Genomic DNA, 21130 nt, shown 5'->3' on the forward strand with positions numbered 1-21130 from the left:
CTGCCTCAACCTCGTGGAGTGCGTGGCCTACGTCGGAGCGCAGCTGCAGTCCAGATGAGCTGCGTGCGGCCGGTCAAGATGGGATGACTGGACGCTCACCATCTATCTCACTGCAGTGCAGATCGACGGGGCTCTGATCTCGGTCATCTCGGTGCTGCGCAGGACGAACCTGGTGATGGTGTTCGCGCTCAGCGCCTTGCTGTTTCGCGAGCGCTTCATCCCTCAGAAAATGCTGGCCATCGGCGGAGTGCTTCTGGGGATCGTGCTCACGCTGCTGCACTAGGCCTGGACCTGGCTGCCGGCGCAGAGCGCTTGTATCCATCTGATCACTGTGCGGCCATGGGGTGCGATGGCTGCGCGCTCGGTTGCCAGGAGATAGTAGGACTGTTCGCAGTGAAGCGAGATCTCCGAAACACGGACCAGGGCGCCGGTGCGGAGCAAGTCGTGGACCAGTGAACGCCGCCCAAGCGCGATGCCCTGCAGCCTGAGCGCGGCATCGAGCATGAAGCCGGTGTCGGAGAATGTCATGGTCCGACGCGCTGCCTGTGTCGTCAGCCCGGCCTTTTCGAGCCATGGCTGCCAGGGCTGACGCGTGTGCGCAAGCAGCGATGCCTGCCTGAAGGCCTCGTGTCCTGCGGAGGCTCCGATTCGTTCGAGATAGCCCGGAGCGGCCACCGGAAACCACTCGTCGTCCATCAACCTCTCGCAGAAGTGGGCGTTCGGCGCATGGTGAGCAAAACGGACTGCGACGTCGGCATCACCCTTTTCTATGTCGACCAGATCCGTGGTCGGGTGAATCTCGATGGGGACATCCGAGCTCAGATGGGATAAAGCAGGATCAACCGGAAGCGGGCAAACGATGGCAGCGCGCTGACACGCACCGTACTTTGCTTGCTCGCATGCGGGCCGAAGGCTTGCTCCAGCGTGTGCAGCGCCCCTTTGATCTGCCGATGCAGGTGTGCTCCTTCAGCGGTCAATGTGACAACCCGGGTGGTACGGGCGAACAGCGATACGCCGACGGTCTTCTCCAACTCTCGTATGCGGTGGCTGATCGTGCTGTGGGATAGGCAGAGTTCGTCTGCGGCCCTGTTGAAACTGCGCAACCTTGCCACCGCATCAAAAGCCGCAATCAAGGGGGTGGGTGGAACGGATTTCATGCAGTGCGCTATTGTGGTTCGTCGGCTGCGCCGGCGTGTTTCTCAGTGCCGTGCTCCAATGCTGTCTGACGGATCAGCGAACGCATTCGATTTTTTGGCCAACGGATGTGTTCGCGTTGTGCCGACTGAATTTTTACACCGCGGCAAGCAGCGTGGCGCTACGCATATCGGGGTTGCCTTCTGACGGTCTCGGAGTTTTGCTGGCGGCGTTGGGTTGTGGGGGGGGCGTTTCTGGCTCTGGACTTCTTTCGAAAGATGCGAGGGACGCACAACCAGTATTGGAGTTGTGAGTGTCCAGCTTGCCAATGCAGTGCGGACCTGGGCGGCGAGAAGGACTTCGAGGAACTTACCGAGGACCAGGACGAGATCACGCCGGGATGGGAGGAGTTCGAGACGACGTTCTCTCCAGCCGGATTCTTTTGCGAGCAAAGCAGCTTGCAGCTTGTTGGAACGGGCGAACTCTTGGCCGCCGGCATGAACGACGAAATCGTGGAGGTGCAGGAGCGTGAGATCAATGACGAGCCAGACTACAGGAACGATTGATCGGCAGATGGCCAACCGCACTGCCGGCGCGTAAGCTATGCCATCGAGGTCCATTCACGACTCTGACGATGCGCAGTGCGTTGCGCGGTTGGGCTTCGCAACTTGGGTGTTGGGCGATCGGTTCATCTGCAGATTGGTGACCGATGTGCCATGGTGCTCCAGCGATCGACCGGGCAAGCTCTCTAAGGATCGTCGCAAAAACGTTCACGTAGATGGCCTAAGACACGACCTCCGGATGATCGAGAACAGTGAGCTCGGGAGATCTTGAACGGGTGCTTCGGTGCCGTGATCTGCGTCTGGAATGCGCCCTCGGCTGTCGTACACCTCATCAACCTGAACGTCAGCAGTGCAGCGGTTCCCTCCGTTGCAAGGTACAAAGGCGAGCAGGTCGTCTTTGCTAGTTTGTGGTCACGGAAGTCTCTGTCGCTAGTGTGGCTCGAACGACCGGGATGGGGTGCGCTGCGGTCATCCCAGCAACCTTCGCTCGAACGGCCCGAGAATTTGGCGGTTCAATGAGCTAATAGACGGCGACACGCCACCTATGCTTGGGGTGCCCGTTGCTACCGGGCTGAAACAGCCGGTATGGCCACGGCCCTTGCGAAGGTAAATCGTCAGCGCAGACACTCCCGTGACCTGCGCATGGATGAGCAGCCTTTGTCGAGGGCTGAGAAACGCGTTCAAAGGGCAACATCCTGCGGTGCCCGGTGACATCTAGCCTTTCCTTTCGGTAGAGCCGTCCAGACCACGACGCGGATCTCGCACGTCAAGGGCGTGGTGCATCTTTCCGCAGACGCCGCACGATGACGCAGATGCTGCGATCCGCGCGCCGGATGCGAGATGCTTCTCTTGCCAAGGCTTGAGCATAAGCGCCGGGCCGCGGCGCCCAGACCTTGCTCGGCTTCGCATCTCGTCGGAAGATGTTTGAAGGCCACCGGTCGTACGATGCCTAGCGTTCGGCCCGCTTCGACCGCCGACGGTTGGCTCCGATGACGCCCAACCCCAGCACCATCAACGCCCACGTTCCGGGCTCGGGGACGGGCATGGGCACGATCAAAAGATCGATGGCGCCGATCATGTTGTAAGTGAACCGTCTGTCGAAAACGTCGGCGTCCCACGTAGAGCCATCCGTTAACGTGTAGGTGGCCGAATAGCTCACCACGCTTCCTTCCGGCGACGAAAACGGCAGGAAGTTCTCCGGCAGTCCCCAGTTGCCGCTCGCGTTATTCATGGCGATGCGGGCGGTGCCGGTGAGTGTGGCAGTTGCAGAGCCAAGGGATGCGGTCAGCACGATCGGAGACACAGGAACGAATCGGCCTTCCGTCCACAGGCCGGCCCCGGTCTCTCCGCACGAGGAGCACCACACTTGTCCCACCGAGTAGAAAATGGTTCCCTGTCCCCAAGCCCAGTTGGAGACTTGGTCAAACCCATAACGGACGACACCGTTTTCCACCGCGACGCTTGCCAAATGCCCGTTGGTGTAGGGAATCCATCCGGCGCCAAAGGGACGCACTTGACCGTCGCTGAGCGAGTATGTATAGGCGGCGCCGAGGATGCTGAAGCGGTCGTAGCCGGGGTATTCGGTGGGACTGTGGGTGTCGCCGTAGCCATTCACGGTGCTGACGTTGATGGTGTCGATGGTCAGCGCATAGACCGACTGTGCCGCGGCCACGCCGCATAACATCAACGCGCAGGTGCGCAAAAACATGAAAATCCTTTAATGTGAAACGACGATGAGCTCGCGCGGTCGGAGTGCATGGGCAGGAGGATGCGACGGCGAATGAACCCCACGCCTCGCTATGTCCAGGCGAGGTGTCGAAAGCAAATGTAACCGCGGCACCAGGCCGGTCAAGGCGCTTTCCTTCCACCATTTGAAGGAGGAATGCGACGAGCGGATCATTCCCGTTGTGTGGCGACGGCCCGCCTCCAAGCCAGTTGTGGCATCGAACCGCGGTGACCTCGTGGCAGCGGGTTTCAGGGTTGACCAGAGGTGCTGCACGCCTCGATCTCCAGCTAACGGCAAGTGAGCGTCCAGTCGGCCCACCTTGATTACTGTTCAAAGCAAAGGATGCTCTTCTCCACCCAATTCTTGGTAGAGAAATGGACACTACTGTAGCCATCAGTGAAGGCCGGCGTCGTCGGCGAATTCACAGCGCTGAGTTCAAAGCGCAATCGTGGCTGCGTGCTGCCAGCCTGGCGTGTCGTCGGCGTCAGTGACCATGGCGAATGGCATTAACGCAAACCTTGTCCGTTGATGGGTCAAGGAGGCCGAGGTCGGTGCGCAGATGGTGCTGGGCACCGCAGCGAGCGAGCCATAGACGGTCAGCCAGGGGACGACGCCTACGCCCAAGTTTTCGCCTTTGCTGATTCCGCCACTGGCCTCGCCCGTCGCAGCCGACATCCGCATCGAACGGCAGCGCGACGCGACGACCGTCACGGTGACGTGGCCGGCAGTGCAGCCAGCGAGTGCGCGGCCTGGATGCGGTAGCTGCTTCGATGATCCGCATCGATGCCCTGTGGCTGGCAGCCGAGCCCACACTGGCAGCAACGCGCCCGTTGCTGTCGTTCAAATCGCTGCCGCACATGGCAGCTTCGGACGCAGAGCAGCCCGCCGCAGGTCACGCTACACGGCGGACCAAGTGGTCCGACGCGGCCCTTGTGTGCGGAGTCATCTCCCGAGGTTGAGCTTCAACGCAGCATCAACCAGCTGCAAGCTCGTGGCGGCGATCACAGAGATAGCTCATGACCACGTCAGATGCGTGCTTCAGCCGCGCCTTCAGGCGGTCGGCTGACCCCAGATCGACACCCAGTACATAGGACAGCGTGTAGCGGTTGGTCAGGAAGTACGAGCCAATTCCCGAGATGGACACATACAGGTCCACCCAGTCGGCGTCCTGTCTGAAGACGCCTTGTGTCTTGCCATCCTCCAGGATCTCCGACAACGCCTTGCGCAGCGGGTTGAACATCTCCGAGATCACTTTGGATTTGCGGATGTGTTTGGCTTTGTGCAGGTTCTCGTTGGCCAGCAGCTGCAGGAAGTCGGGCTGGTCGATGAAGTGCTGAACAGTTTTCTCCACAAGATCGCGCATGTCCTGCACCGGGTCTCCTGAACGGTGCAGTTCGCTCTGCCGTTCTCGCATGGCGCCGTAGGCATGTTCCATGACTTCGATGAACAGCGCCTCCTTGCTGTCGAAGTAGTGGTAGATGAGGTTCTTGCTGATCTTGCAGCGCGCCACGATTGCGTCGATCCGGGTTCCTTCGAACCCGTGCGCTGCGAACTCGCGGCTCGCCATCTTGAGGATCTTGTCCCGCGTCGCCACCGCATTGCGCGGCTTCGGCTTGCGTTCGGGGTCCGGTGTCTGGGTCATGGTTGTGTTGGTCGGAAGCTCGCTTGGCGCCGGGTCAGTCTACCAAGCACGTGGTTGAAATTGCGACCTCGGCCCTGCCGAAATCACTATTGACAGCGCCATAAAACGGCTCGTACATTGGCACGTAATTTGACTAGCCAGTTAGTTAGTTAAAGACTTCGAACGCATTTTCAACCAACCCACAGCGGAACCACATGGCCACTGCACCAAACCAGAGCAAGGGCGCACGCGTAGGGTGCGACATCGGTGGAACGTTCACCGACATCGTGCTCGCGATGCCCGACGGGCGCCTGTTCGTCAACAAGACCTCGACCACCCCAAACAGCCTGGGTCGCGCGATCGTGCAGGGCCTGCAGTCGCTGATCGACCAGGCCGGTATCCGGCCCGAGGACATCACGGAAATCGTGCATGGCACGACCACCGCGTCCAACACCATCTTGCAGAAGGTCGGTGCCAACACGGGCGTGCTGACGACCGAGGGCTTTCGCGATGTGCTGGAGATCGGTCGCATCCGCACGCCGACCATGTTCGACCTGGCGTGGAAGAAGCCGCAGCCGCTGGCCACGCGCCGCTGGCGCCGCGGCATCCGCGAGCGCATCGCGGCCGACGGCAGCGTGGTGACGGCGCTGGACGTGAACCAACTCGTGGAGGAGACCAGCGAACTCGTGGCCGAGGGCGTCACCGCGATCGCGATCTGCTTCATCAACAGCTACATCAACCCCGCGCACGAACTGCAGGCCAAGGCCGTGCTGCAAAAGCGCTTTCCCAGCGTTTTGTTCAGCGTTTCGTGCGAGGTGCTGCCCGAGATCAAGGAGTACGAGCGCACCAGTACCACGGTGGTCAATGCCTACATCCTGCCGGCGATGCGCACCTACCTTGCGCGGCTGCGTGAAGACTTGCAGGCCATGGGCGTCACGGCCTCGCTGCAGGTCATGGCCTCCAACGGCGGCATGATGGGCATCGCCGCAGCCAGCGATAAGCCGGTGTTCGCCGTGGCCTCTGGCCCGGCCGGCGGCGTGGCCGGCGCGGCTCGCATCGGCGCGCTCGGCGGCAACGACGACATGATCGTCTTCGATATGGGCGGCACCACGGCCAAGGCGGCCATCGTCGTCAACGGCCAGCCCTCACTGACCAACGAGTACGAGTTCCGCGACGGCATCAGTGCGCCGAGCCGCTTCGTCAAGGGCGGCGGCTACGTGCTCAAGGTGCCGGCCATCGACATTGCCGAGGTCGGCGCCGGTGGCGGCTCCATCGCCTGGATCGATGCCGGCGGCCTCTTGTGCGTGGGCCCCGAGTCGGCCGGCGCATCGCCCGGCCCGGCCTGCTACGGCAAGGGCAACGACCGCCCGACCGTCACCGACGCCAACATGGCGTTGGGCTATCTGAACCCGCAGGCCCTGGCCGGCGGCAGCCTGCCCGTCAATCCCGCGCTGTCGGCGCAAGCGATCGACAGGCACGTGGGCAGCCCTTTGACAATGGACACGCTGGCGGCCGCCCACGGCATCCGCCATCTCGCCAACGTGAACATGGCGCGTGCCATCCGTGCCGTCACGGTCGAGCGTGGGCTGGACCCACGCGACATGTCCATGATCGCCTTTGGTGGCGGTGGTCCGCTGCACGCCGTGGCCGTCGCGCGCATCCTGGGCATCCGGCGTGTGCTCGCGCCCATCATGGCCGGCGTGTTCTGCTCGGCGGGCATGCTGTCGGCCGACGCCGAACACAACTTCGTCAAGGCCGTGCTGCGCCCGCTCGGCGCCTGTGTGCACCAGGACCTCGCGCGCATCCTCGGTGCGCTCGAGGACCAGGGCTACACCGTGCTGGCCGGCGAGGGCTACAGCGGGCCGGCCGCGCGCGTGTCGCACTACGCCGACGTGCGCTACCTGGGCCAGAGCTCAGAGCTCACGGTGCCGCTGCGCAGCGCCACCATCGACGACGGCGTGCTGGCCCAACTGGCCCAGGACTTCCACGCGCTGTACCAGCAGACCTTCGGCTACAGCAGCGACGAGCCGCTGGAACTCGTCAACCTGCGCATCAGCGCGCATGGCACCAGCCCGCACCGGCTGGACTTCGGCCAGTGCCGCGTCGACACCAGCGCGCTGCAGGGCACGGAAGGCGAGCGCCAGGTCAGCTTCGCGCCGGGTGAACCCTCGCGCACCACCCGCGTCATGCCGCGCGCTGGCGTCGGCGTGCAGCGGCTGGCTGGCCCGCTGATCATCGAGTCCTACGACACCACCATCGTCGTCCCCCCCGGCTGCTTCGCGCACGCGGACGGCATCGGGAACATCATCATCGACATCGAAGAGGCATCCGCATGAGCCGCGCCATCGACCCCATCACCTTTGCCGTCGTCAAGAACGCGATGGACTCCATCGTCGACGAGGTGGCCTACACCGTATTGCGCACCGCTCGCTCGGAGATCGTCAAGGACGTGATGGACTACTCCGCCGCGATCTGCGACCGCCATGGCCAGATGATCGCGCAGGCCAAGACCATCGCGCTGCACCTGGGCGCGATCCCCGAGGCCATGGCCGAGGTGCGCAAGCGCTACGGCGACAGCCTGCAGCCCGGCGACGCCGTGATCGTCAACGACCCCTACCAGGGCGGCATGCACCTGCCGGACATCTTCATGTTCGTGCCCTTCTTCTACCAGGGCGAGATCGAAGGCTTCTGCGTGGTGATCTGCCACCACACCGATGTCGGCGGCCGGGTGCCGGGCTCCAACGCCAGCGACTCCACCGAGATCTACCAGGAAGGCCTGCGCATCCCGGTGCTCAAGCTGTACGAGGCTGGCCAGGTCAACGAGACCATCGAGCGCGTGATCGCGCAGAACGTGCGCGTGCCCGACCGCGTGCTGGGTGACCTGCGCGCGCAGTACGCCGCGTGCGCAGTCGGCGTACGCGAACTCGGCAAGCTACTGGACCGCTACGGCCGCGAAGCCGCGCGCAGCTACTTTGCCGAGTTGCTGGACTACGCCGAGCGGCTCACGCGCGACGAGATTCGCCGCTGGCCCAAAGGCACCTTCACGTTTGAGGACTTCATCGACGACGACGGCCTGTCCGACGCGCCGATCCCGATCCGTGTGGCCGTGACGGTGCACGAGGACCACGTCAGCGTGGACTACACCGGCTCGTCGCCGCAGGTGCGTGCGGCCATCAACTCCACGCTGTCGTACACCAAGTCCTGCACCTATCTCAGCGTGCGCTGCGCGCTCAAGGGCGACGTGCCCAACAACGCGGGCGTGTTCCGCTGCATCGAGGTCACGGTGCCCGAGGGCACCGTGCTGAATCCGGTGTCGCCAGCGGCGGTGGCCGCACGTGCGCTGACCGGCTACCGCGTGTTCGACGCCATGCTGGGCGCCCTGGCCCAGGTGGTGCCGGACCATGTGCCTGCGGCGGGCGAGGGCGGCAATACCGTGGTCTGCCTGTCCGGCAAGAAGGACAGCGGAGAGGGCTACATCATCGTCGACATGATCTGCGGCGCCTGGGGCGGCCGGCCCAAGAGCGATGGCATCGAGGCCATCACCAATGCATCGCAGAACCTGTCGAACACGCCTGTGGAAACGTTGGAAGCCCAGCATCCCGTGCGCGTGGAGGCCTATGAACTGGCGGCCGACACCTGCGGCGCTGGCCGCTACCGCGGCGGCCTGGGCATCCGGCGCAGCTACCGCGTCCTCGGGGACGACGTGCTGCTGCAGCTGCGCGCCGACCGCATGAAGTTCCGTCCCTACGGCCTGCAGGGCGGCCTGCCCGCGCAGCCGGCACAGAACCTGCTCGAGCACGCGGGTTCGGTTCAGGCCTTGCCCAGCAAGGTGGGCCGGCAGATTGCACGCAACGACCTGGTCACGCACATCCAGCCCGGCGGTGGTGGCTTCGGCGATCCGCTGGCGCGCCAGTTCGAGGAGCTCGAGCAGGACGTCTGGGACCACAAGCTGTCCGCCGCTTTCGTGCGCGAGCACTACCGCGCCGTGGCCGATCCGCGTACCGGAAAGATCGACCGCGAGAAGACCGCAGCGCTGCGCGCGGCGCCCTGATTCCACCTGCACCTCCACTTCGCCCCATCTCCACCCCACTCCAGAGGAATGCCATGAAACGACGTACCCTGACCCGAGGCCTGGCCTCGGTGGTTGCCCTGCCTGTTCTTGGACTCACCATGCACCGCGCGGCCGCGCAGGCGCCCGCCAAGCTGAGGGTCCGCATGGACTTCTCGCCCTGGGGCTTGCACGGCGCCATGCACCTGGCGCAGCAAAAGAACTGGTTCAAGGAACAGGGCCTGGAGGTGGAGGTGCAGGACGGAACCGGCACCATCAACACGCTGCAGCTGCTGGCCGCGGGCCAGGTCGATGTCGGCCAGGTGGCGCTGGGCACCATGGCCGTGGCCAAGGAGAACGGCCTGGACCTGGTGTCCATCGCCGGCTTCTCCCGCACCGGAGACCTGGCGGTCATGACCGACGGCGGCCAGGGCGTCAAGCGCCCGCAGGACCTGGCCAGCAAGAAGCTGGTGTGCTTCACGACAAGCCCTTGGGCACCCTTCATCGACCCCTTTCTCAAGGCCAACGGCATGAGCCGCAGCCAGCTGGAGCTGGTCATGGTCGCGCCAAGCGCCATGATCTCCACCTACGTGTCGGGCAACTCGGACGGCTTCCTGTCGCAGGCGCCGTTCGGCCAGCCTATGGTGCGCAAGACCCGCCAGGCCAGTGCCATCCTTTTGGCCGACAGCGGCATCAACTTCCCGAGCTATGGGCTGGCCACCACCCCCACGAACCTGGCGGCGAAGAAGGATGCGCTGGCCCGGCTGGCGCGCGTGCAGGTGCGCGCCTGGCACTACGTCTACGACGGCCATGTGGACGAGGCCGTCGCTGCGGTCATCGCGCAGCGGCCCAATGCCAGGCTGGACGCCGACGTGCTCAAGGGCCAGATCGAGGCCTACCGCCCGTTCTTCGAGAGCCCGTCTGCCAAGGGCCTGCCGTTCGGCCAGCAGACCGACGGCGACTGGAATGCAGCGATCCGCTCGTTGGAGCAGACTGGCCAGATCAAGGCCGGCCACAAACCTTCGGACTACTACACCAATGCGCTACTTTCCGCCTGAGGGCCAGATGCCCAATGCCGCCCAGGACACCGCGCTGCTGGAGATCGAAGGCCTGAACAAGGTCTACACCACGGGCCGCCGGCCCGTCACCGCGCTGCAGGACGTGAACCTGCGCGTGCAGCGCGGCGAGTTCGTCTCGGTTGTAGGCCCCAGCGGCTGCGGCAAGAGCACGCTGATGCGCTGCCTGGCCGGGCTGGAGCCCATCTCCAGCGGCCGGCTCGAACTGGGTCGCCAGACCATCAATGCGCCACCAGAGAACATGGGCGTGGTGTTCCAGCGCGACCTGCTCATGGAGTGGCGCGACGTGTTGCACAACGTGCTGGCCGCGGCCGAGTTCCATGGGCTCAAACCCAAGGCCTACGTGGAGCGCGCCAAGGAACTGCTGGCGCTGTTCGGGTTGACTGACTTCCTGGACCGCTACCCGCGCGAACTTTCGGGCGGCATGCGCCAGCGCGTGTCGATCTGCCGCGCGCTGCTGCTGGACCCGCAGCTGCTGCTCATGGACGAGCCCTTCGGCGCGCTCGACCCGTTCACACGCGATGCGCTGAACGCCGAACTGCAGCGCACCTGGATGGAGACCGGCAAGACCGTGGTTTTCATCACGCACTCGATTTCCGAGGCCGTCTACCTCGGCAGCCGCGTGGTCATGATGGCCCGCGGGCCGGGCCGCATCGCCGACATTCTGGAGATCGAACTAGAGCGCCCGCGCGGCCTCGAAGTGCGTGAGACGCCCGAGTTCGGTCGCTACGTCGGCCGTATCCGCGAAACTTTCCGCCAGCTCGGCGCCTACTGACACGAGGAATCACGATGAAAAGCATATGGGCCCATACGCAGCGCAGCTGGCAGGCGATTCTGACGGTTGCCGTGTTGCTGGCGCTCTGGGAACTCGGTGTACGCAGCTTCGGCGTGCGCGAGTTCCTGTTGCCGGCGCCGACCAAGGTTTTCCACCAGTTCCTGGAACAACCGGCCTACCTGCTACAGGAAAGCTGGAGCACGCTGCGTACCACTCTGTACGGCTTCGCGCTGGCCATCGTGCTGGGCGTGGCGGCGGCCATCGGCATCGTCTACTCGCGCTTCCTGGACCGCACGTTGTACTCGTTGCTGATCGCGATGAACGCCGTTCCCAAAGTGGCGCTGGCGCCGCTGTTCGTCATTTGGATGGGCACGGGCAGCCTGCCCAAGGTGGCGATCGCGATGCTGATCGCGATCTTCCCGATCCTGATCGACAGTGTGCTGGGTCTGCGCTCGACCGATCCGGACATGCTGGACATGGCGCGCGTCAACCGTGCCTCGCGCGCCACCATGCTGTGGAAAATCCGATTTCCAAATGCGCTGCCCAGCATTTTCGCGGGCATGAAAGTTGGCGTGTCCTTCGCGCTGATCGGCACCATCGTGGGCGAGTTCGTAGCCGGCGAGTCGGGCCTGGGCCATGTGATCCTGGTGGCGCAGGGCAGCTTCGACACGCCCACGGTGTTCGTGGCCCTCGGACTGCTGTGCCTGCTCGGCGTGGTGCTGTTCCAGTTGATCGAGGGCATCGAGGCGCGGCTGCTCGGTTGGCATGCATCTCAGCGGCTGACGCATGCGCATTGAGCGCCTTGCACACGTTCGCAGGCCAACTCCTGCGAACCTTGTCCGCGAAACCATCATCAGATCCACACCATTTTGTTTTGCGAAAGTCTTCCGCGCGCCCGTTGCCGCCGGCCTCCGCGAAGAACCGGGCGTCGGCAGTGCAGCGAAAGCTGCCACTGGCGGCGCGTCGTTCTGTGACTCAGATCGGCCATCAGCGGACATCCGCCGCGACGTTGTGACCGACCACTTCAGACTGTCTGCGGAACTAGAAATTTCAGAGCTGCCCGACCGCCGCTTGTGAAAGCCGCCCTTCACGCTTGGCATGAGAGTTGGTCCGCTGTGCAACCCAAACCGGTCAGTTGGAGTTGACCAGCTACCCGACCCTCACGAACGACCGCTCCTCGCATTGATGAGTTGACGCTCTGCGCCCTTTGCTGTCGGTCCTCTGGCGAAGTGGGCGGCGGCAGTGCAGCGATTCCCGTCGGTTGAGGACTGGCCGTGGTGTACATGTTCGTTGTGGTACTGCCAGTCAGCTCATCCCCGCCAAAACCTTCGGCGTTGGCAACACTACGGCGGAAGTTCAGTGCCGTGCCGCTATTCCTATCGGGGGGAGGCTGCCCTCCGAAAAAGCCGAAGCCCATAATCGGAAGCCGATTCGGTTCTCGTTGTATCCCCAGCAACAGTCTGAGCAGCAACATCTTGCTGGCGAGCACGCCCCCTACATCACTCTGCACGATAGAGATACAGTCGGGCCACGGAATCTGCGTCGACAACGAACAGATGCTTCTTCAAACAATCAGAAAAGAGAGAGCGAATTCCTGTGACCGTGTCCAAAGCAACCGACGCAGCTACGCCGACCGCCCCTGCAGAGGCGACGACAAGCGTCAAATCGCTACTTCCAGTTCACGACGCCGCCCAGCAAGCCAGGAACCTGAGACAGGTTCTTCAGGATGATAAGCAGCGCATTGGCTGCCTTCTTGGAGCAGGGTGTCCACTCGGCGTATATGACGCCGAGGGAAGGAAGAGCGTCGTACTCATCCCGGCCATCATCGAATTGACCAAGCGGATTGCGGCAGGGCTCCAAGCTGCTGACAGTGCGGCAGGCCCCACTTCAAAGTTGAAAGCTAGTTGGGACTCGCTGTGTGCTGAATGCAAGCCGTCAGACAGTCAAGATCCAACGGTTGAAGATGTGCTGACGGAACTTCGAACACTTTCGAGCCGCCGCGGTACTGCGCAGATCTTGGGGATGACCAAGCAGGAAATGAGAGAACTCGACGATAAGGTTTGCGCATTGATTTCCGCAGAAATGCGCAAGCCATTGCCCACATACCGCAACTCGTACAACCGATTCGCTTCATGGATTGGCGGCGTTCACCGGAATTCGCCTGCGGAGATCTTCACTCCCAACTACGATCTTCTTTTTGAACAGGCGTTGGAACAGCACCCACTCCCTCATTTCGACGGCTTCGTGGGTTCTCGGGAACCATGGTTTGACCTTGCCTCGATTGAACATGACGCGATTCCATCGCGATGGACGCGCCTGTGGAAACTCCATGGCTCAATTAATTGGGAGAAGAGCGAAGACACGGTGGGCGGAAATCGAGTGACTCGTGTTGTTCGCGTGACTCGCGAAGCGGCGGCTGGTAAAGTGATGATCTTCCCGTCGCATCTCAAATATGATCAAAGCCGCCGGATGCCATACCTTGCCATGCTAGACCGACTCCGGGCGTTCTTCCATGGGAAGGACGCACCAAGACTCGTTGTGTGTGGTTACTCGTTTTTAGATGATCATTTAAACGAGGTGCTGCTCGATGGGCTACGGGGCAATCGCAATGCCCAGTGTTTCGCATTGATGTACTCGGGCCTCAACGATCATCCAAGAGTGGTTGATTACGCGGAGCGGCAGGGCAACTTGACCGTGCTCGCGTGGGATGGGGCTGTCGTTGGCACACGCGTGGGCGGCTACCGAGCAGGCACTACCGGCGGCCAGGAACATGTGCCGTGGCTTGAGGACGCAGTCCCGGAGAACGATTCCGAGGACGCGCGTCCACGCAGCCGTCTTGGCGACTTCCACTACTTCGGGCTCTTCCTCGAGCAACTTTGCGGCGGGGGCGGTCATGTCACTCAACCAGCCGTCTAATTCCGATCCTTCCCGACTGGGTTCTGTTGAAGATGTGAACGGCGCCAGCGTTAGCGTGAAGCTGTTGGACAGCACGCCAGGTGGACTGCTCTTTGTAGATGGCGAGGCCTATCGTGTTGGTCAAGTTGGCGGGTTTGTTCGGATCCCGTCCGGTTACGTCGATCTCTACGGCGTGATTTCGCAAGTCGGCGCGGGCGCTGCTCCCGGGCCACCTGAGCTTGCGCCTCAGTTTGGCAATCGATGGCTACGAGTTGAACTTGTTGGGCAGGGGCGGAGGGGGACGAAGTTCGAACGTGGAATCGCTCAATACCCTTCGATCGGCGACTCGGTACACGTTGTGACTGAGTCCGACTTGAAGACGGTCTACGCGCCGGGCGACGAGGACGGTTTCGTGGCTGTCGGGCGTGTCGCAAGCGCCGAGTCGATCCGTGCCTACTTGGATCTCAATCGCCTGACCAGTCGCCATTCTGCAGTCGTCGGCAGTACGGGCTCGGGCAAATCGAATGCCGTAGCGAATATTCTTGGCGCTGTTTCGGACCCAAACCGCTTCAAGTCTTCGCGTGTCGTTATGTTTGACCTGCACGGCGAGTATGCACAAGCGTTTGGCGATCGGGCACGAGTTTTCCGTGTCGGAGCAAACGCCGATACGGGCGAACGGGAATTGCATGTTCCCTTCTGGGCGCTGACGGCTGAAGAGTTCACCTCCATTGCGATGGGCCCTGTATCCGGCACACCGATGGCGTTGCTTCAAGAGAGGCTCTTGCTTGCAAAGCGCGCTTCGAAGCCTGCGAACACTACGCACGGCTTGGCAGATCTCGCCGTGACGGTTGATACGCCGCTCCCGTTTTCGGTGTATCAGCTCTGGCACGACCTTTACTCGTTGCACTGCGCGACGCATACGGCGAGCAGCAACCAGAATCAAAACGAGACCACCAGGGCTTACGCTGAAGACGGCGCGCCAGCAAAGAAAGCTGTCGGTGATGCAGATCAACTTGTTCGGCCGCGATTTTTGCCAGTGTCGAGCGAGGCAGGTGGCACCAAGATCTATAAGGGGCAATACAGCGAGCAAACGAAGGCGCATCTGGACGTTCTTGAGGCAAAGCTCCGCGATCCACGTATGCAGTTTCTGTTCAAGCCGGGAGAGTGGGCTGCTGCAAAAGATGGAACAACGGCCTCGGATCTCGATGCACTGCTTTCTTCATGGATCGGCGCTGAGGCTCCAATTTCTGTTTTCGATCTGTCGGGAATTCCCACAGGCATCGTTGACGATATGGTTGGTGCCATCTTGCGGATCCTCTACGACGCGGTGTTCTGGGGACGAATGAAACAAGAAGGTGGACGCGTGCGTCCGTTGCTTCTCGTTTTGGAGGAGGCACACGTGTACCTCAGTGCACAGTCGAAGAGCCGTGCAGCCACAGCGGCCAGACGCATAGCAAAGGAGGGGCGAAAGTATGGCGTTGGACTGATGCTGGTCAGCCAGCGGCCTTCGGAGGTGGATTCGACGATCCTGTCCCAGTGCGGCACTATCGTCGCGCTACGCCTGACAAACGATTTAGACCGCGGCCAAGTAGCGTCCTGTGCATCCGATAACCTCAAAGGCCTCTTCTCGATGCTGCCCGTGTTGCGGACGGGTGAAGCGCTAATCGTGGGTGAGGCTGTCAACATGCCAATCCGCGCAATCATCGACCGACCGCCAGAAGGACGTCGACCAGACAGCGATGATCCCTTCGTCGTTGTGCCAAAGGGCGCTGATGGCAAACGCGTGAGAAGCGGCGGGTGGACGGAGCCAGTAGTGAACGAGAACTACAAGCCACTGGTCGACGCCTGGCGCAGACAAGACCCAGTTGCCGGGGGCAACATTCCTGCAACCAATCCGCCTGTCTAGGCATTCATACTACGGGGCACGCATGGATAGAACACCAGTCAGCTCAAGCAATGTTTTCGCGATCGGCTACGACTCGGATGACGCAGTGCTTGAGGTCGAGTTTAAGAATGGCAGTGTGTATTCGTACTCGGGCGTTCCACTTGCCGATTACGAAGGCTTAATGAACGCCGACTCTAAGGGCACTTATTTGCACGCGAACATCAAAACTCGATATCCGTACGTGAAGTTATGAGAGGGCGCCAACTCTCTTGTTTATGATCCTCTTCGGACCAAGACTGAAAGCAAAAGAGGGAAAATGGCAACGCTTTGCGAAACATTTCGCTCCACGGCATTCAACACGTATGAGAGGCTGATGGCGGCGAAGAGCATCAATTATCAGCCCTCTGAGGAAACATTCACCGACAATATTATGCTTGACCTGAAGATCAAGCACCCCGTCGAAATCTTTACGCATCCTTTCAACAAGAGGGAAGAAGGTTTTAACGGCGCAGACTGGGAATGGTGGCTGACGAATGACGTCGAAGATTGTTGGCTCGGCCTCCGGATCCAAGCCAAGATCCTTAATCTCAAGCCCAACGAGTATTCGCATCTACACCACAAGGTCGGTAAGGCGAGGAAGACCTACCAGCTCGCCAACCTAAAGCGCGAGAGCGCGAAGGCCGGCATGGTGCCGCTATATTGCTTCTACAGCTACGGCCAAATTAAGAGTGCAGCCTGCGGTTCATTTGGGCACGCAGCAGAAGCCTTCGGCTGCTCTCTGGCCTCGCTCGCCGCCGTTGAGTCGCTTCAAGCCGCCGGCCACAAGAAGGGCTTTGATGAAGTGATGGAAAAGGCTTCTCCTTGGCATTGCCTTGTTTGTTGTGCAGGATTTGGGCAGGGCGACTTACCGACAAGGGCGTGGAGGTTCCTGCAGGGCTCGCTGGGCATCAAGGCGCCGAAACCACGCAAACCGCGCCAGTCCAACGTTGATGGCGTATATAGCAATTCGCTGCCCAAGCCGGCCATGGGACCTAGAAGTCGGCCGCCGAGCTACGTTCGGGCCATCGTCGGCGGCGAGCCCGTACATCCCGACCAAGTCCCAAAGGACTTGGCAGGCGTATTGGTGATCAAAGGCAATGACCGCTCGCGTGGGCTTAGTCAACGCTGACAGCTGCGTCAACTTCCGATCATCATCCGGCTCGGCTCGGCTGGCGCCGAGCAGCCCTGCCCATAGACGAGGACTGGCGCCACGCCCTGGGGCCAGCCGCAGGCCAGGGTGGCCTGCACCGAATCGGCTTCGACTAAGTTCGTTGTCACGTGCCGTGGCACTACAACGCGGGACCTTGAATAGTTCCGCTTGTATTCTCGACCCGACGTTAGCCACTGCGGGCGCAGAGGCCGCTCTTGGCCGAAAGCGGGTTGGCGTAGCCTGCGGCTCTGCGCCCGTTGCAACCTCAGGCCATGCAGGTCGGAACGGCAGCAATACAGCGCAAGCGGTCATCGATGCAGCCAAGTCCACCGATGACGTCATGCTCAGACTTTGGCGAGGAAGGCCGCTGCATCACCTGCTTCGCACTTCCAGTCTGCGAAGACCCCGACCAGGTTGCATTCCACGCAGCGGCAAGCAATGTAGTACCAGCGCACGTCATGGGTGCCTTCGTACACGGAAACGCCGGACACCAGCTCGAATACCTCGTTCTCGCACACGCACTCGTGCGTCTCAGGCGCGGCTTCTTCAACGTAGTCCTCGCTGTCGCCCATCAAGTGTTCGTGCCCGCAGTCGGTGCAGGTGCGGATTGCCACACCGGCTTCTTCATCAGTCTGCAGCGCGAAGGTCCGGCATCCGCAATCGCATTTGGACGCGGCAAACCGGACAGCCTCATAGCCATTCGCAACGCTGTAGCTGCGCAGTTCGGCTTGGGTGTCGCCGGACGTCGTCCCATACCAGAACTCGCCCTTCTTCGTCAGTGCCATTGATGCTGCTCCAGTTCTCAAGATGGGCTCCCGGCAGGCCTGATGCCGGGCTGCCCCCGTTCGTCTGGATTCTGCCTGCTGGTCTGGTGCGTCGTCATGGAGGGCTTGGAGCGGGGTGGTCGCCAACAAGGGCTGCGGACACCCTTCAACGACTTTTCTTGGAGATTGCAGCCATACGTCTCTCGTATCCGCACGGCGCCTGTTAGCCTTGACCCGATGTTCGCCGCCGCGGGCGCTATGACTGCTGTTGGCCGACAGCACGAGTAGTGGCCTGAGCCCGTAAGCGGCCCATTGGCTCGGCGTGAGATGGGGCAGGGTTGACCCAAGGCAAAGACCTGGATGGGTTGTCGGCGCATGTTGTATGGCCCTCAACTCGATGGGAGACCATCATGGACAACACAGGCATCAACGTTATTCGCGAGCCGTGGAACAAGGGCAAGATCGTCGGGCAAAAGGCTCCGTTCAAGCTCAAGGACGTCTGGGCGCTCCGCGTCCGATTCCAGATGGAGCACAGGGTGCGGGACCTCGCGCTGTTCAACCTGGGCATCGACAGCAAGTTGCGTGGCTGCGATCTCGTCGCTCTGAAGGTCCGCGACATCTGTCATGGTGACCAGGTCACCACGCGAGCCATCGTCTTGCAGCACAAGACCCAGCGCCCGGTCCAGTTCGAGATTACGCCAGCCACCCGGGATGCACTGCAGACGTGGATCAAGCAAGCCGGCTTGAAGTCGGATAACTTCCTCTTCCCCAGCCGACTCCACGACTCACCTCATCTCGGTACTCGCCAGTACGCCCGGATCCTCGGGCACTGGGTCGACGAGCTGGGCCTGGACCGTGCGGACTACGGAACGCACTCGATGCGCAGGACGAAGGCGACGCTGATCTACCGGCGCACCAAGAACTTGCGCGCCGTGCAATTACTGCTGGGTCACTCCAAGCTCGAGTCGACAGTCCGATACCTCGGAATCGAGGTCGATGACGCGCTTGAGATTTCTGAGCAAACGGAGATCTGATCCGGCAGACGGCTGGCTACCCGCGCTAGGTTAGGTTGGCCACCCGCGAGAGGCTGCTGTCTAGTGCGCTGTTGGACTCACGCTGCCGGCCAGAACCGGCCGTCGGCAAGTGACTGCTGCCGGCGCTCTCATATGTTCAGCCTGTCAAATCTACCTCACGTAAGTCATTAGTAGAGTAGCATTCGCTCGCAGCCAGCAGTCCCATTGATTGGCTCATTCCGGCAGGCAACGTATCTAGATTGATCAGTTGACTCGTTGACTCGCTGCGGAATTGTGCTTGGAACCCTCGCGTCGCGATTCGGGAGGTAAGTTGAACGAGAAGCCAAATACTGCCGTGCCTACGACAAAGAAGCTGGAGCCACCCTGGGGGCTGCAGGCCGGTTTTCAGTTCATCTTTGTCTGCATTCTGGCGACACTGCTGTATTCGGCGCTGTCGGGTATCAATTCGGCGACCTCGGGTCAGCCAACGCCGGTACTGTTCGAGCTTGACTTTTTGCTGCGCGATGTCGTGCGCCGCCTAAACAAATTCCTTGATGGCGATGCATCCTTGCGACTCAATGGTTTGAGTCCGAGCGTCGGTGTCTGGTCGCTTACTGCACTAATTGCCAACCTTTTAAGCGCACTCCTTTTGCTGATTGTTTGCCTCTTCGGTTGGCAGCGCGAGCGGGTGAAAATGCGCATTCTCGTTGCAGTGTTCGCGTCCCTCGCGATTGTGCTAACCGTGGCAACAGCTCCCTTGCTGTATGCAACAGCGTTTTGGCCAAACGAGATACAACTGCCGTTGGATGCGGCCGTCGCGTCGCTCCTAATCTACCTATGCTGCCTTGTAACTGATATCGCAGGCGCACTGGATTTCCCAGCCAAGTCAGGTGAGCGCGCGAGCTATATATCCTTTATTTTTGCCGTCGATATTCCATGCATTGGCGTCACGGCCCTGTTCAGCGCTTGTGCGCTGTATATTAGCTTTCCGCCGGAGTTTGTTGTAGGTACTGTGGCAGCTCTCTTTGCCTACTACAGCCTCGCGTTTCTCTTGCTTTCCGGGTTCAATTGGGCAAACTCAACTGGAGGTCGAAAGATGGTCTCGCGAATGAAAGGCAACGTTCTATTGATGATCGCAGCAGGTGCGGCCCTGAACGGAGTAATTGGAACGATCGTACAGATTTTCAAGCTCCCGATTTACCTTGATCTCGCGGGCTCATTTATCGTTGGGGCGATATGTGGTCTGATTCCCGGAATGTTGTCAGCGGCATTGGGCGTCCTGATTCTTGGGGTGACGACGACCCCGATTGCATTGGCTTATGTGGGCTCCGCGGTCCTCGTCACAGCAGCAGGCGTCGTGCTCATGCGCGTTGGCTTCATGACCTCTTGGCTGAAGACGGGACTTTTTGGTGCGGTATTTCTTGGGCCACTGTCTACGATTCTATCGGTCCCGGTGACAGTTTATCTTTTCGGTGGCGTGACTTTCGCGGGGAGCGATGCGGCCACCTTGTTTTTTGTCAAGACTGGAGATGGATTGCTCGAAGCGGTGGTCAAGGGAGCAATTCTGTTTGATGCTGCTGACAAATGTCTTGCTGCCCTCATCGCCTACGCGATCTGCCGCCGCATTCCAGAAAACATGCGGGCTGAACTGCGTGGGTGAAAGTAGTTCGCCAGACGTCGCTCAGGTGCAATCCGCCCTTTCGCAGGCCGGTGTTACCGATCAAGGCGTGCGGCCTCTCGCCCGTGCGGGCGACTTCCATCCAGGTGCAGTGCTGGTCCTGGCTTTCTCGCAGGTTTTGGGCGCCTGGATTGCGGCAGACATCCTCTTTGTAGGCATCGTTTCATCCGGAAATGCCGTCTTGCAACCACTTCTTCGCTGCCGTCTCGTACCGCTCCGTGCGTATGGTGCGATCCTACTCATCACAGGTTGGGCTGTTGCCATGCAGGTAGGCTTCTCCTGCAATCTTGATCATTCTTGGTCGGAGTTGCTTGCATGCGCGAGCCACCCAAGACGGGGCCTTGTCGCAGCTTGCATGGCTACCTCCAGCGTGCTAGTGCTAAGCGCTTTGGTGAGGAAAGATCGCATGGTTCGCACCATGCTGCGATTGGGAATCAACCGGCAACTTCTGTGGGTTATTTTTACGATTCCGATATTCGGGCAGGCGCTTCTCCATGCGAGCAAGAAGTCGACCATCCTCATGCGGGGAAGATATCCCGAATGCATCGCGCCCATTCGATGGATGCGCCTCAAGGTTGCGATCCTGACTTCTAGCTTGGTCAAGACCCTGGTGCGTCACTTCTATTCACGTGAAGCAGTCTCTACAAGGGTTCGCGATTCAGCAGAAGCTCCAGTCTTCCTTGACAGTGAAAACCTTCGTGGAGGCGATTTCGTCATCCTCGCGGCCGCTGGGCTGAGCTTGCTGGTCGCATTTCAACTGTAG

20 protein-coding genes are annotated in these 21130 nt (G+C 61.2%); 14 read left to right on the plus strand and 6 right to left on the minus strand.

Features of this window, described 5'->3' with window-relative positions; genetic code table 11:
- The first annotated feature begins 115 nt into the window (after nucleotides 1-115).
- Nucleotides 116-283 (plus strand): hypothetical protein, encoded by a 168-nt coding sequence (locus ASF44_RS31860; protein WP_156374546.1) that lies wholly within the window; start codon nucleotides 116-118, stop codon nucleotides 281-283.
- Here the strand turns inward: ASF44_RS31860 and ASF44_RS16900 are convergent.
- On the minus strand, nucleotides 280-861 hold the full coding sequence (locus ASF44_RS16900) for a LysR substrate-binding domain-containing protein (protein WP_082524840.1): 582 nt from the start codon (nucleotides 859-861) through the stop codon (nucleotides 280-282). The two genes, ASF44_RS31860 and ASF44_RS16900, sit on opposite strands and share 4 nt — an antisense overlap.
- Nucleotides 819-1157, minus strand: a complete 339-nt coding sequence (locus ASF44_RS31125) for a LysR family transcriptional regulator (RefSeq protein WP_082524841.1) — start codon at nucleotides 1155-1157, stop codon at nucleotides 819-821. The genes ASF44_RS16900 and ASF44_RS31125 overlap by 43 nt, the downstream gene beginning before the upstream one ends.
- 255 nt (nucleotides 1158-1412) lie before the next feature.
- Between ASF44_RS31125 and ASF44_RS16905 the strand changes: the two genes are divergently transcribed.
- Nucleotides 1413-1700 carry a hypothetical protein gene (locus tag ASF44_RS16905; protein WP_156374547.1) on the plus strand — a complete coding sequence of 96 codons (288 nt, stop codon included), beginning with the start codon at nucleotides 1413-1415 and terminating at the stop codon, nucleotides 1698-1700.
- A gap of 946 nt (nucleotides 1701-2646) precedes the next feature.
- On the opposite strand, the gene ASF44_RS32560 is transcribed toward ASF44_RS16905, so the two are convergent.
- The 3 genes from ASF44_RS32560 to ASF44_RS16915 all read right to left on the minus strand — a co-directional run bounded on the left by ASF44_RS32560 (nucleotide 2647) and on the right by ASF44_RS16915 (nucleotide 5065).
- Complete coding sequence (locus ASF44_RS32560) at nucleotides 2647-3405, minus strand: PEPxxWA-CTERM sorting domain-containing protein (RefSeq protein WP_056900409.1); 759 nt, start codon at nucleotides 3403-3405, stop codon at nucleotides 2647-2649.
- A 453-nt stretch (nucleotides 3406-3858) separates the two neighbouring features.
- On the minus strand, nucleotides 3859-4134 hold the full coding sequence (locus ASF44_RS31870; RefSeq protein WP_156374548.1) for a hypothetical protein: 276 nt from the start codon (nucleotides 4132-4134) through the stop codon (nucleotides 3859-3861).
- 262 nt (nucleotides 4135-4396) lie between these two features.
- A complete protein-coding gene (locus ASF44_RS16915; RefSeq protein WP_056900410.1) occupies nucleotides 4397-5065 on the minus strand; it encodes a TetR/AcrR family transcriptional regulator in 669 nt (222 codons plus the stop codon).
- 194 nt (nucleotides 5066-5259) lie between these two features.
- Between ASF44_RS16915 and ASF44_RS16920 the strand changes: the two genes are divergently transcribed.
- The 9 genes from ASF44_RS16920 (at nucleotide 5260) to ASF44_RS31875 (ending at nucleotide 16891) form a co-directional block, all read left to right on the plus strand.
- The gene (locus ASF44_RS16920) at nucleotides 5260-7380 is read left to right on the plus strand and encodes a hydantoinase/oxoprolinase family protein (protein WP_056900411.1); all 2121 of its coding nucleotides are present in this window, start codon (nucleotides 5260-5262) and stop codon (nucleotides 7378-7380) included.
- The gene (locus ASF44_RS16925; protein ID WP_056900412.1) at nucleotides 7377-9095 is read left to right on the plus strand and encodes a hydantoinase B/oxoprolinase family protein; all 1719 of its coding nucleotides are present in this window, start codon (nucleotides 7377-7379) and stop codon (nucleotides 9093-9095) included. Before ASF44_RS16920 ends, ASF44_RS16925 begins: the two co-directional genes overlap by 4 nt.
- 53 nt (nucleotides 9096-9148) lie before the next feature.
- Nucleotides 9149-10150 (plus strand): ABC transporter substrate-binding protein, encoded by a 1002-nt coding sequence (locus tag ASF44_RS16930; protein WP_235579246.1) that lies wholly within the window; start codon nucleotides 9149-9151, stop codon nucleotides 10148-10150.
- Nucleotides 10151-10157: 7 nt separating this feature from the next.
- Nucleotides 10158-10943 (plus strand): ABC transporter ATP-binding protein, encoded by a 786-nt coding sequence (locus tag ASF44_RS16935; RefSeq protein WP_056900420.1) that lies wholly within the window; start codon nucleotides 10158-10160, stop codon nucleotides 10941-10943.
- A gap of 14 nt (nucleotides 10944-10957) precedes the next feature.
- Nucleotides 10958-11740, plus strand: coding sequence for an ABC transporter permease (locus ASF44_RS16940; RefSeq protein WP_056900414.1), 783 nt, complete (start codon nucleotides 10958-10960; stop codon nucleotides 11738-11740).
- Between the two features lie 805 nt (nucleotides 11741-12545).
- Nucleotides 12546-13859: an SIR2 family protein gene (locus ASF44_RS16945; protein ID WP_200930621.1), complete on the plus strand. Its 1314-nt coding sequence runs from the start codon at nucleotides 12546-12548 to the stop codon at nucleotides 13857-13859.
- Nucleotides 13837-15744, plus strand: coding sequence for an ATP-binding protein (locus ASF44_RS16950; RefSeq protein WP_056900415.1), 1908 nt, complete (start codon nucleotides 13837-13839; stop codon nucleotides 15742-15744). Before ASF44_RS16945 ends, ASF44_RS16950 begins: the two co-directional genes overlap by 23 nt.
- Before the next feature lie 22 nt (nucleotides 15745-15766).
- Entirely contained in the window at nucleotides 15767-15976 is a 210-nt protein-coding gene (locus ASF44_RS16955) for a KTSC domain-containing protein (RefSeq protein ID WP_056900416.1), read from the plus strand.
- Between the two features lie 120 nt (nucleotides 15977-16096).
- Nucleotides 16097-16891, plus strand: coding sequence for a DUF6615 family protein (locus ASF44_RS31875; protein ID WP_156374549.1), 795 nt, complete (start codon nucleotides 16097-16099; stop codon nucleotides 16889-16891).
- A 365-nt stretch (nucleotides 16892-17256) separates the two neighbouring features.
- On the opposite strand, the gene ASF44_RS16960 is transcribed toward ASF44_RS31875, so the two are convergent.
- Nucleotides 17257-17697 (minus strand): hypothetical protein, encoded by a 441-nt coding sequence (locus ASF44_RS16960; protein WP_056900417.1) that lies wholly within the window; start codon nucleotides 17695-17697, stop codon nucleotides 17257-17259.
- Nucleotides 17698-18086: 389 nt separating this feature from the next.
- On the opposite strand from ASF44_RS16960, the gene ASF44_RS16965 reads away from it, so the two are divergent.
- The 3 genes from ASF44_RS16965 (at nucleotide 18087) to ASF44_RS31885 (ending at nucleotide 21130) form a co-directional block, all read left to right on the plus strand.
- Complete coding sequence (locus ASF44_RS16965) at nucleotides 18087-18710, plus strand: tyrosine-type recombinase/integrase (RefSeq protein WP_056900418.1); 624 nt, start codon at nucleotides 18087-18089, stop codon at nucleotides 18708-18710.
- 310 nt (nucleotides 18711-19020) lie between these two features.
- On the plus strand, nucleotides 19021-20349 hold the full coding sequence (locus ASF44_RS31880) for a hypothetical protein (RefSeq protein WP_156374550.1): 1329 nt from the start codon (nucleotides 19021-19023) through the stop codon (nucleotides 20347-20349).
- 25 nt (nucleotides 20350-20374) lie between these two features.
- Nucleotides 20375-21130 (plus strand): hypothetical protein, encoded by a 756-nt coding sequence (locus ASF44_RS31885; RefSeq protein WP_156374551.1) that lies wholly within the window; start codon nucleotides 20375-20377, stop codon nucleotides 21128-21130.

Source organism: Pseudorhodoferax sp. Leaf274 (assembly GCF_001422445.1).
Taxonomy (GTDB): domain Bacteria; phylum Pseudomonadota; class Gammaproteobacteria; order Burkholderiales; family Burkholderiaceae_C; genus Pseudorhodoferax.

Bases quoted from the DNA above. Each gene is read 5' to 3' on its own strand.
- ASF44_RS16920 (WP_056900411.1), top strand. From the start codon at position 5,260: ATGGCCACTGCACCAAACCAGAGCAAGGGCGCACGCGTAGGGTGCGAC.
- ASF44_RS16950 (WP_056900415.1), top strand. From the start codon at position 13,837: ATGTCACTCAACCAGCCGTCTAATTCCGATCCTTCCCGACTGGGTTCT.
- ASF44_RS31875 (WP_156374549.1), top strand. From the start codon at position 16,097: ATGGCGGCGAAGAGCATCAATTATCAGCCCTCTGAGGAAACATTCACC.
- ASF44_RS32560 (WP_056900409.1), bottom strand. From the start codon at position 3,405: ATGTTTTTGCGCACCTGCGCGTTGATGTTATGCGGCGTGGCCGCGGCA.
- ASF44_RS16930 (WP_235579246.1), top strand. From the start codon at position 9,149: ATGAAACGACGTACCCTGACCCGAGGCCTGGCCTCGGTGGTTGCCCTG.
- ASF44_RS16965 (WP_056900418.1), top strand. From the start codon at position 18,087: ATGGACAACACAGGCATCAACGTTATTCGCGAGCCGTGGAACAAGGGC.
- ASF44_RS16955 (WP_056900416.1), top strand. From the start codon at position 15,767: ATGGATAGAACACCAGTCAGCTCAAGCAATGTTTTCGCGATCGGCTAC.
- ASF44_RS16915 (WP_056900410.1), bottom strand. From the start codon at position 5,065: ATGACCCAGACACCGGACCCCGAACGCAAGCCGAAGCCGCGCAATGCG.
- ASF44_RS16940 (WP_056900414.1), top strand. From the start codon at position 10,958: ATGAAAAGCATATGGGCCCATACGCAGCGCAGCTGGCAGGCGATTCTG.
- ASF44_RS31125 (WP_082524841.1), bottom strand. From the start codon at position 1,157: ATGAAATCCGTTCCACCCACCCCCTTGATTGCGGCTTTTGATGCGGTG.
- ASF44_RS16905 (WP_156374547.1), top strand. From the start codon at position 1,413: ATGCGAGGGACGCACAACCAGTATTGGAGTTGTGAGTGTCCAGCTTGC.
- ASF44_RS16925 (WP_056900412.1), top strand. From the start codon at position 7,377: ATGAGCCGCGCCATCGACCCCATCACCTTTGCCGTCGTCAAGAACGCG.
- ASF44_RS16960 (WP_056900417.1), bottom strand. From the start codon at position 17,697: ATGGCACTGACGAAGAAGGGCGAGTTCTGGTATGGGACGACGTCCGGC.
- ASF44_RS16935 (WP_056900420.1), top strand. From the start codon at position 10,158: ATGCCCAATGCCGCCCAGGACACCGCGCTGCTGGAGATCGAAGGCCTG.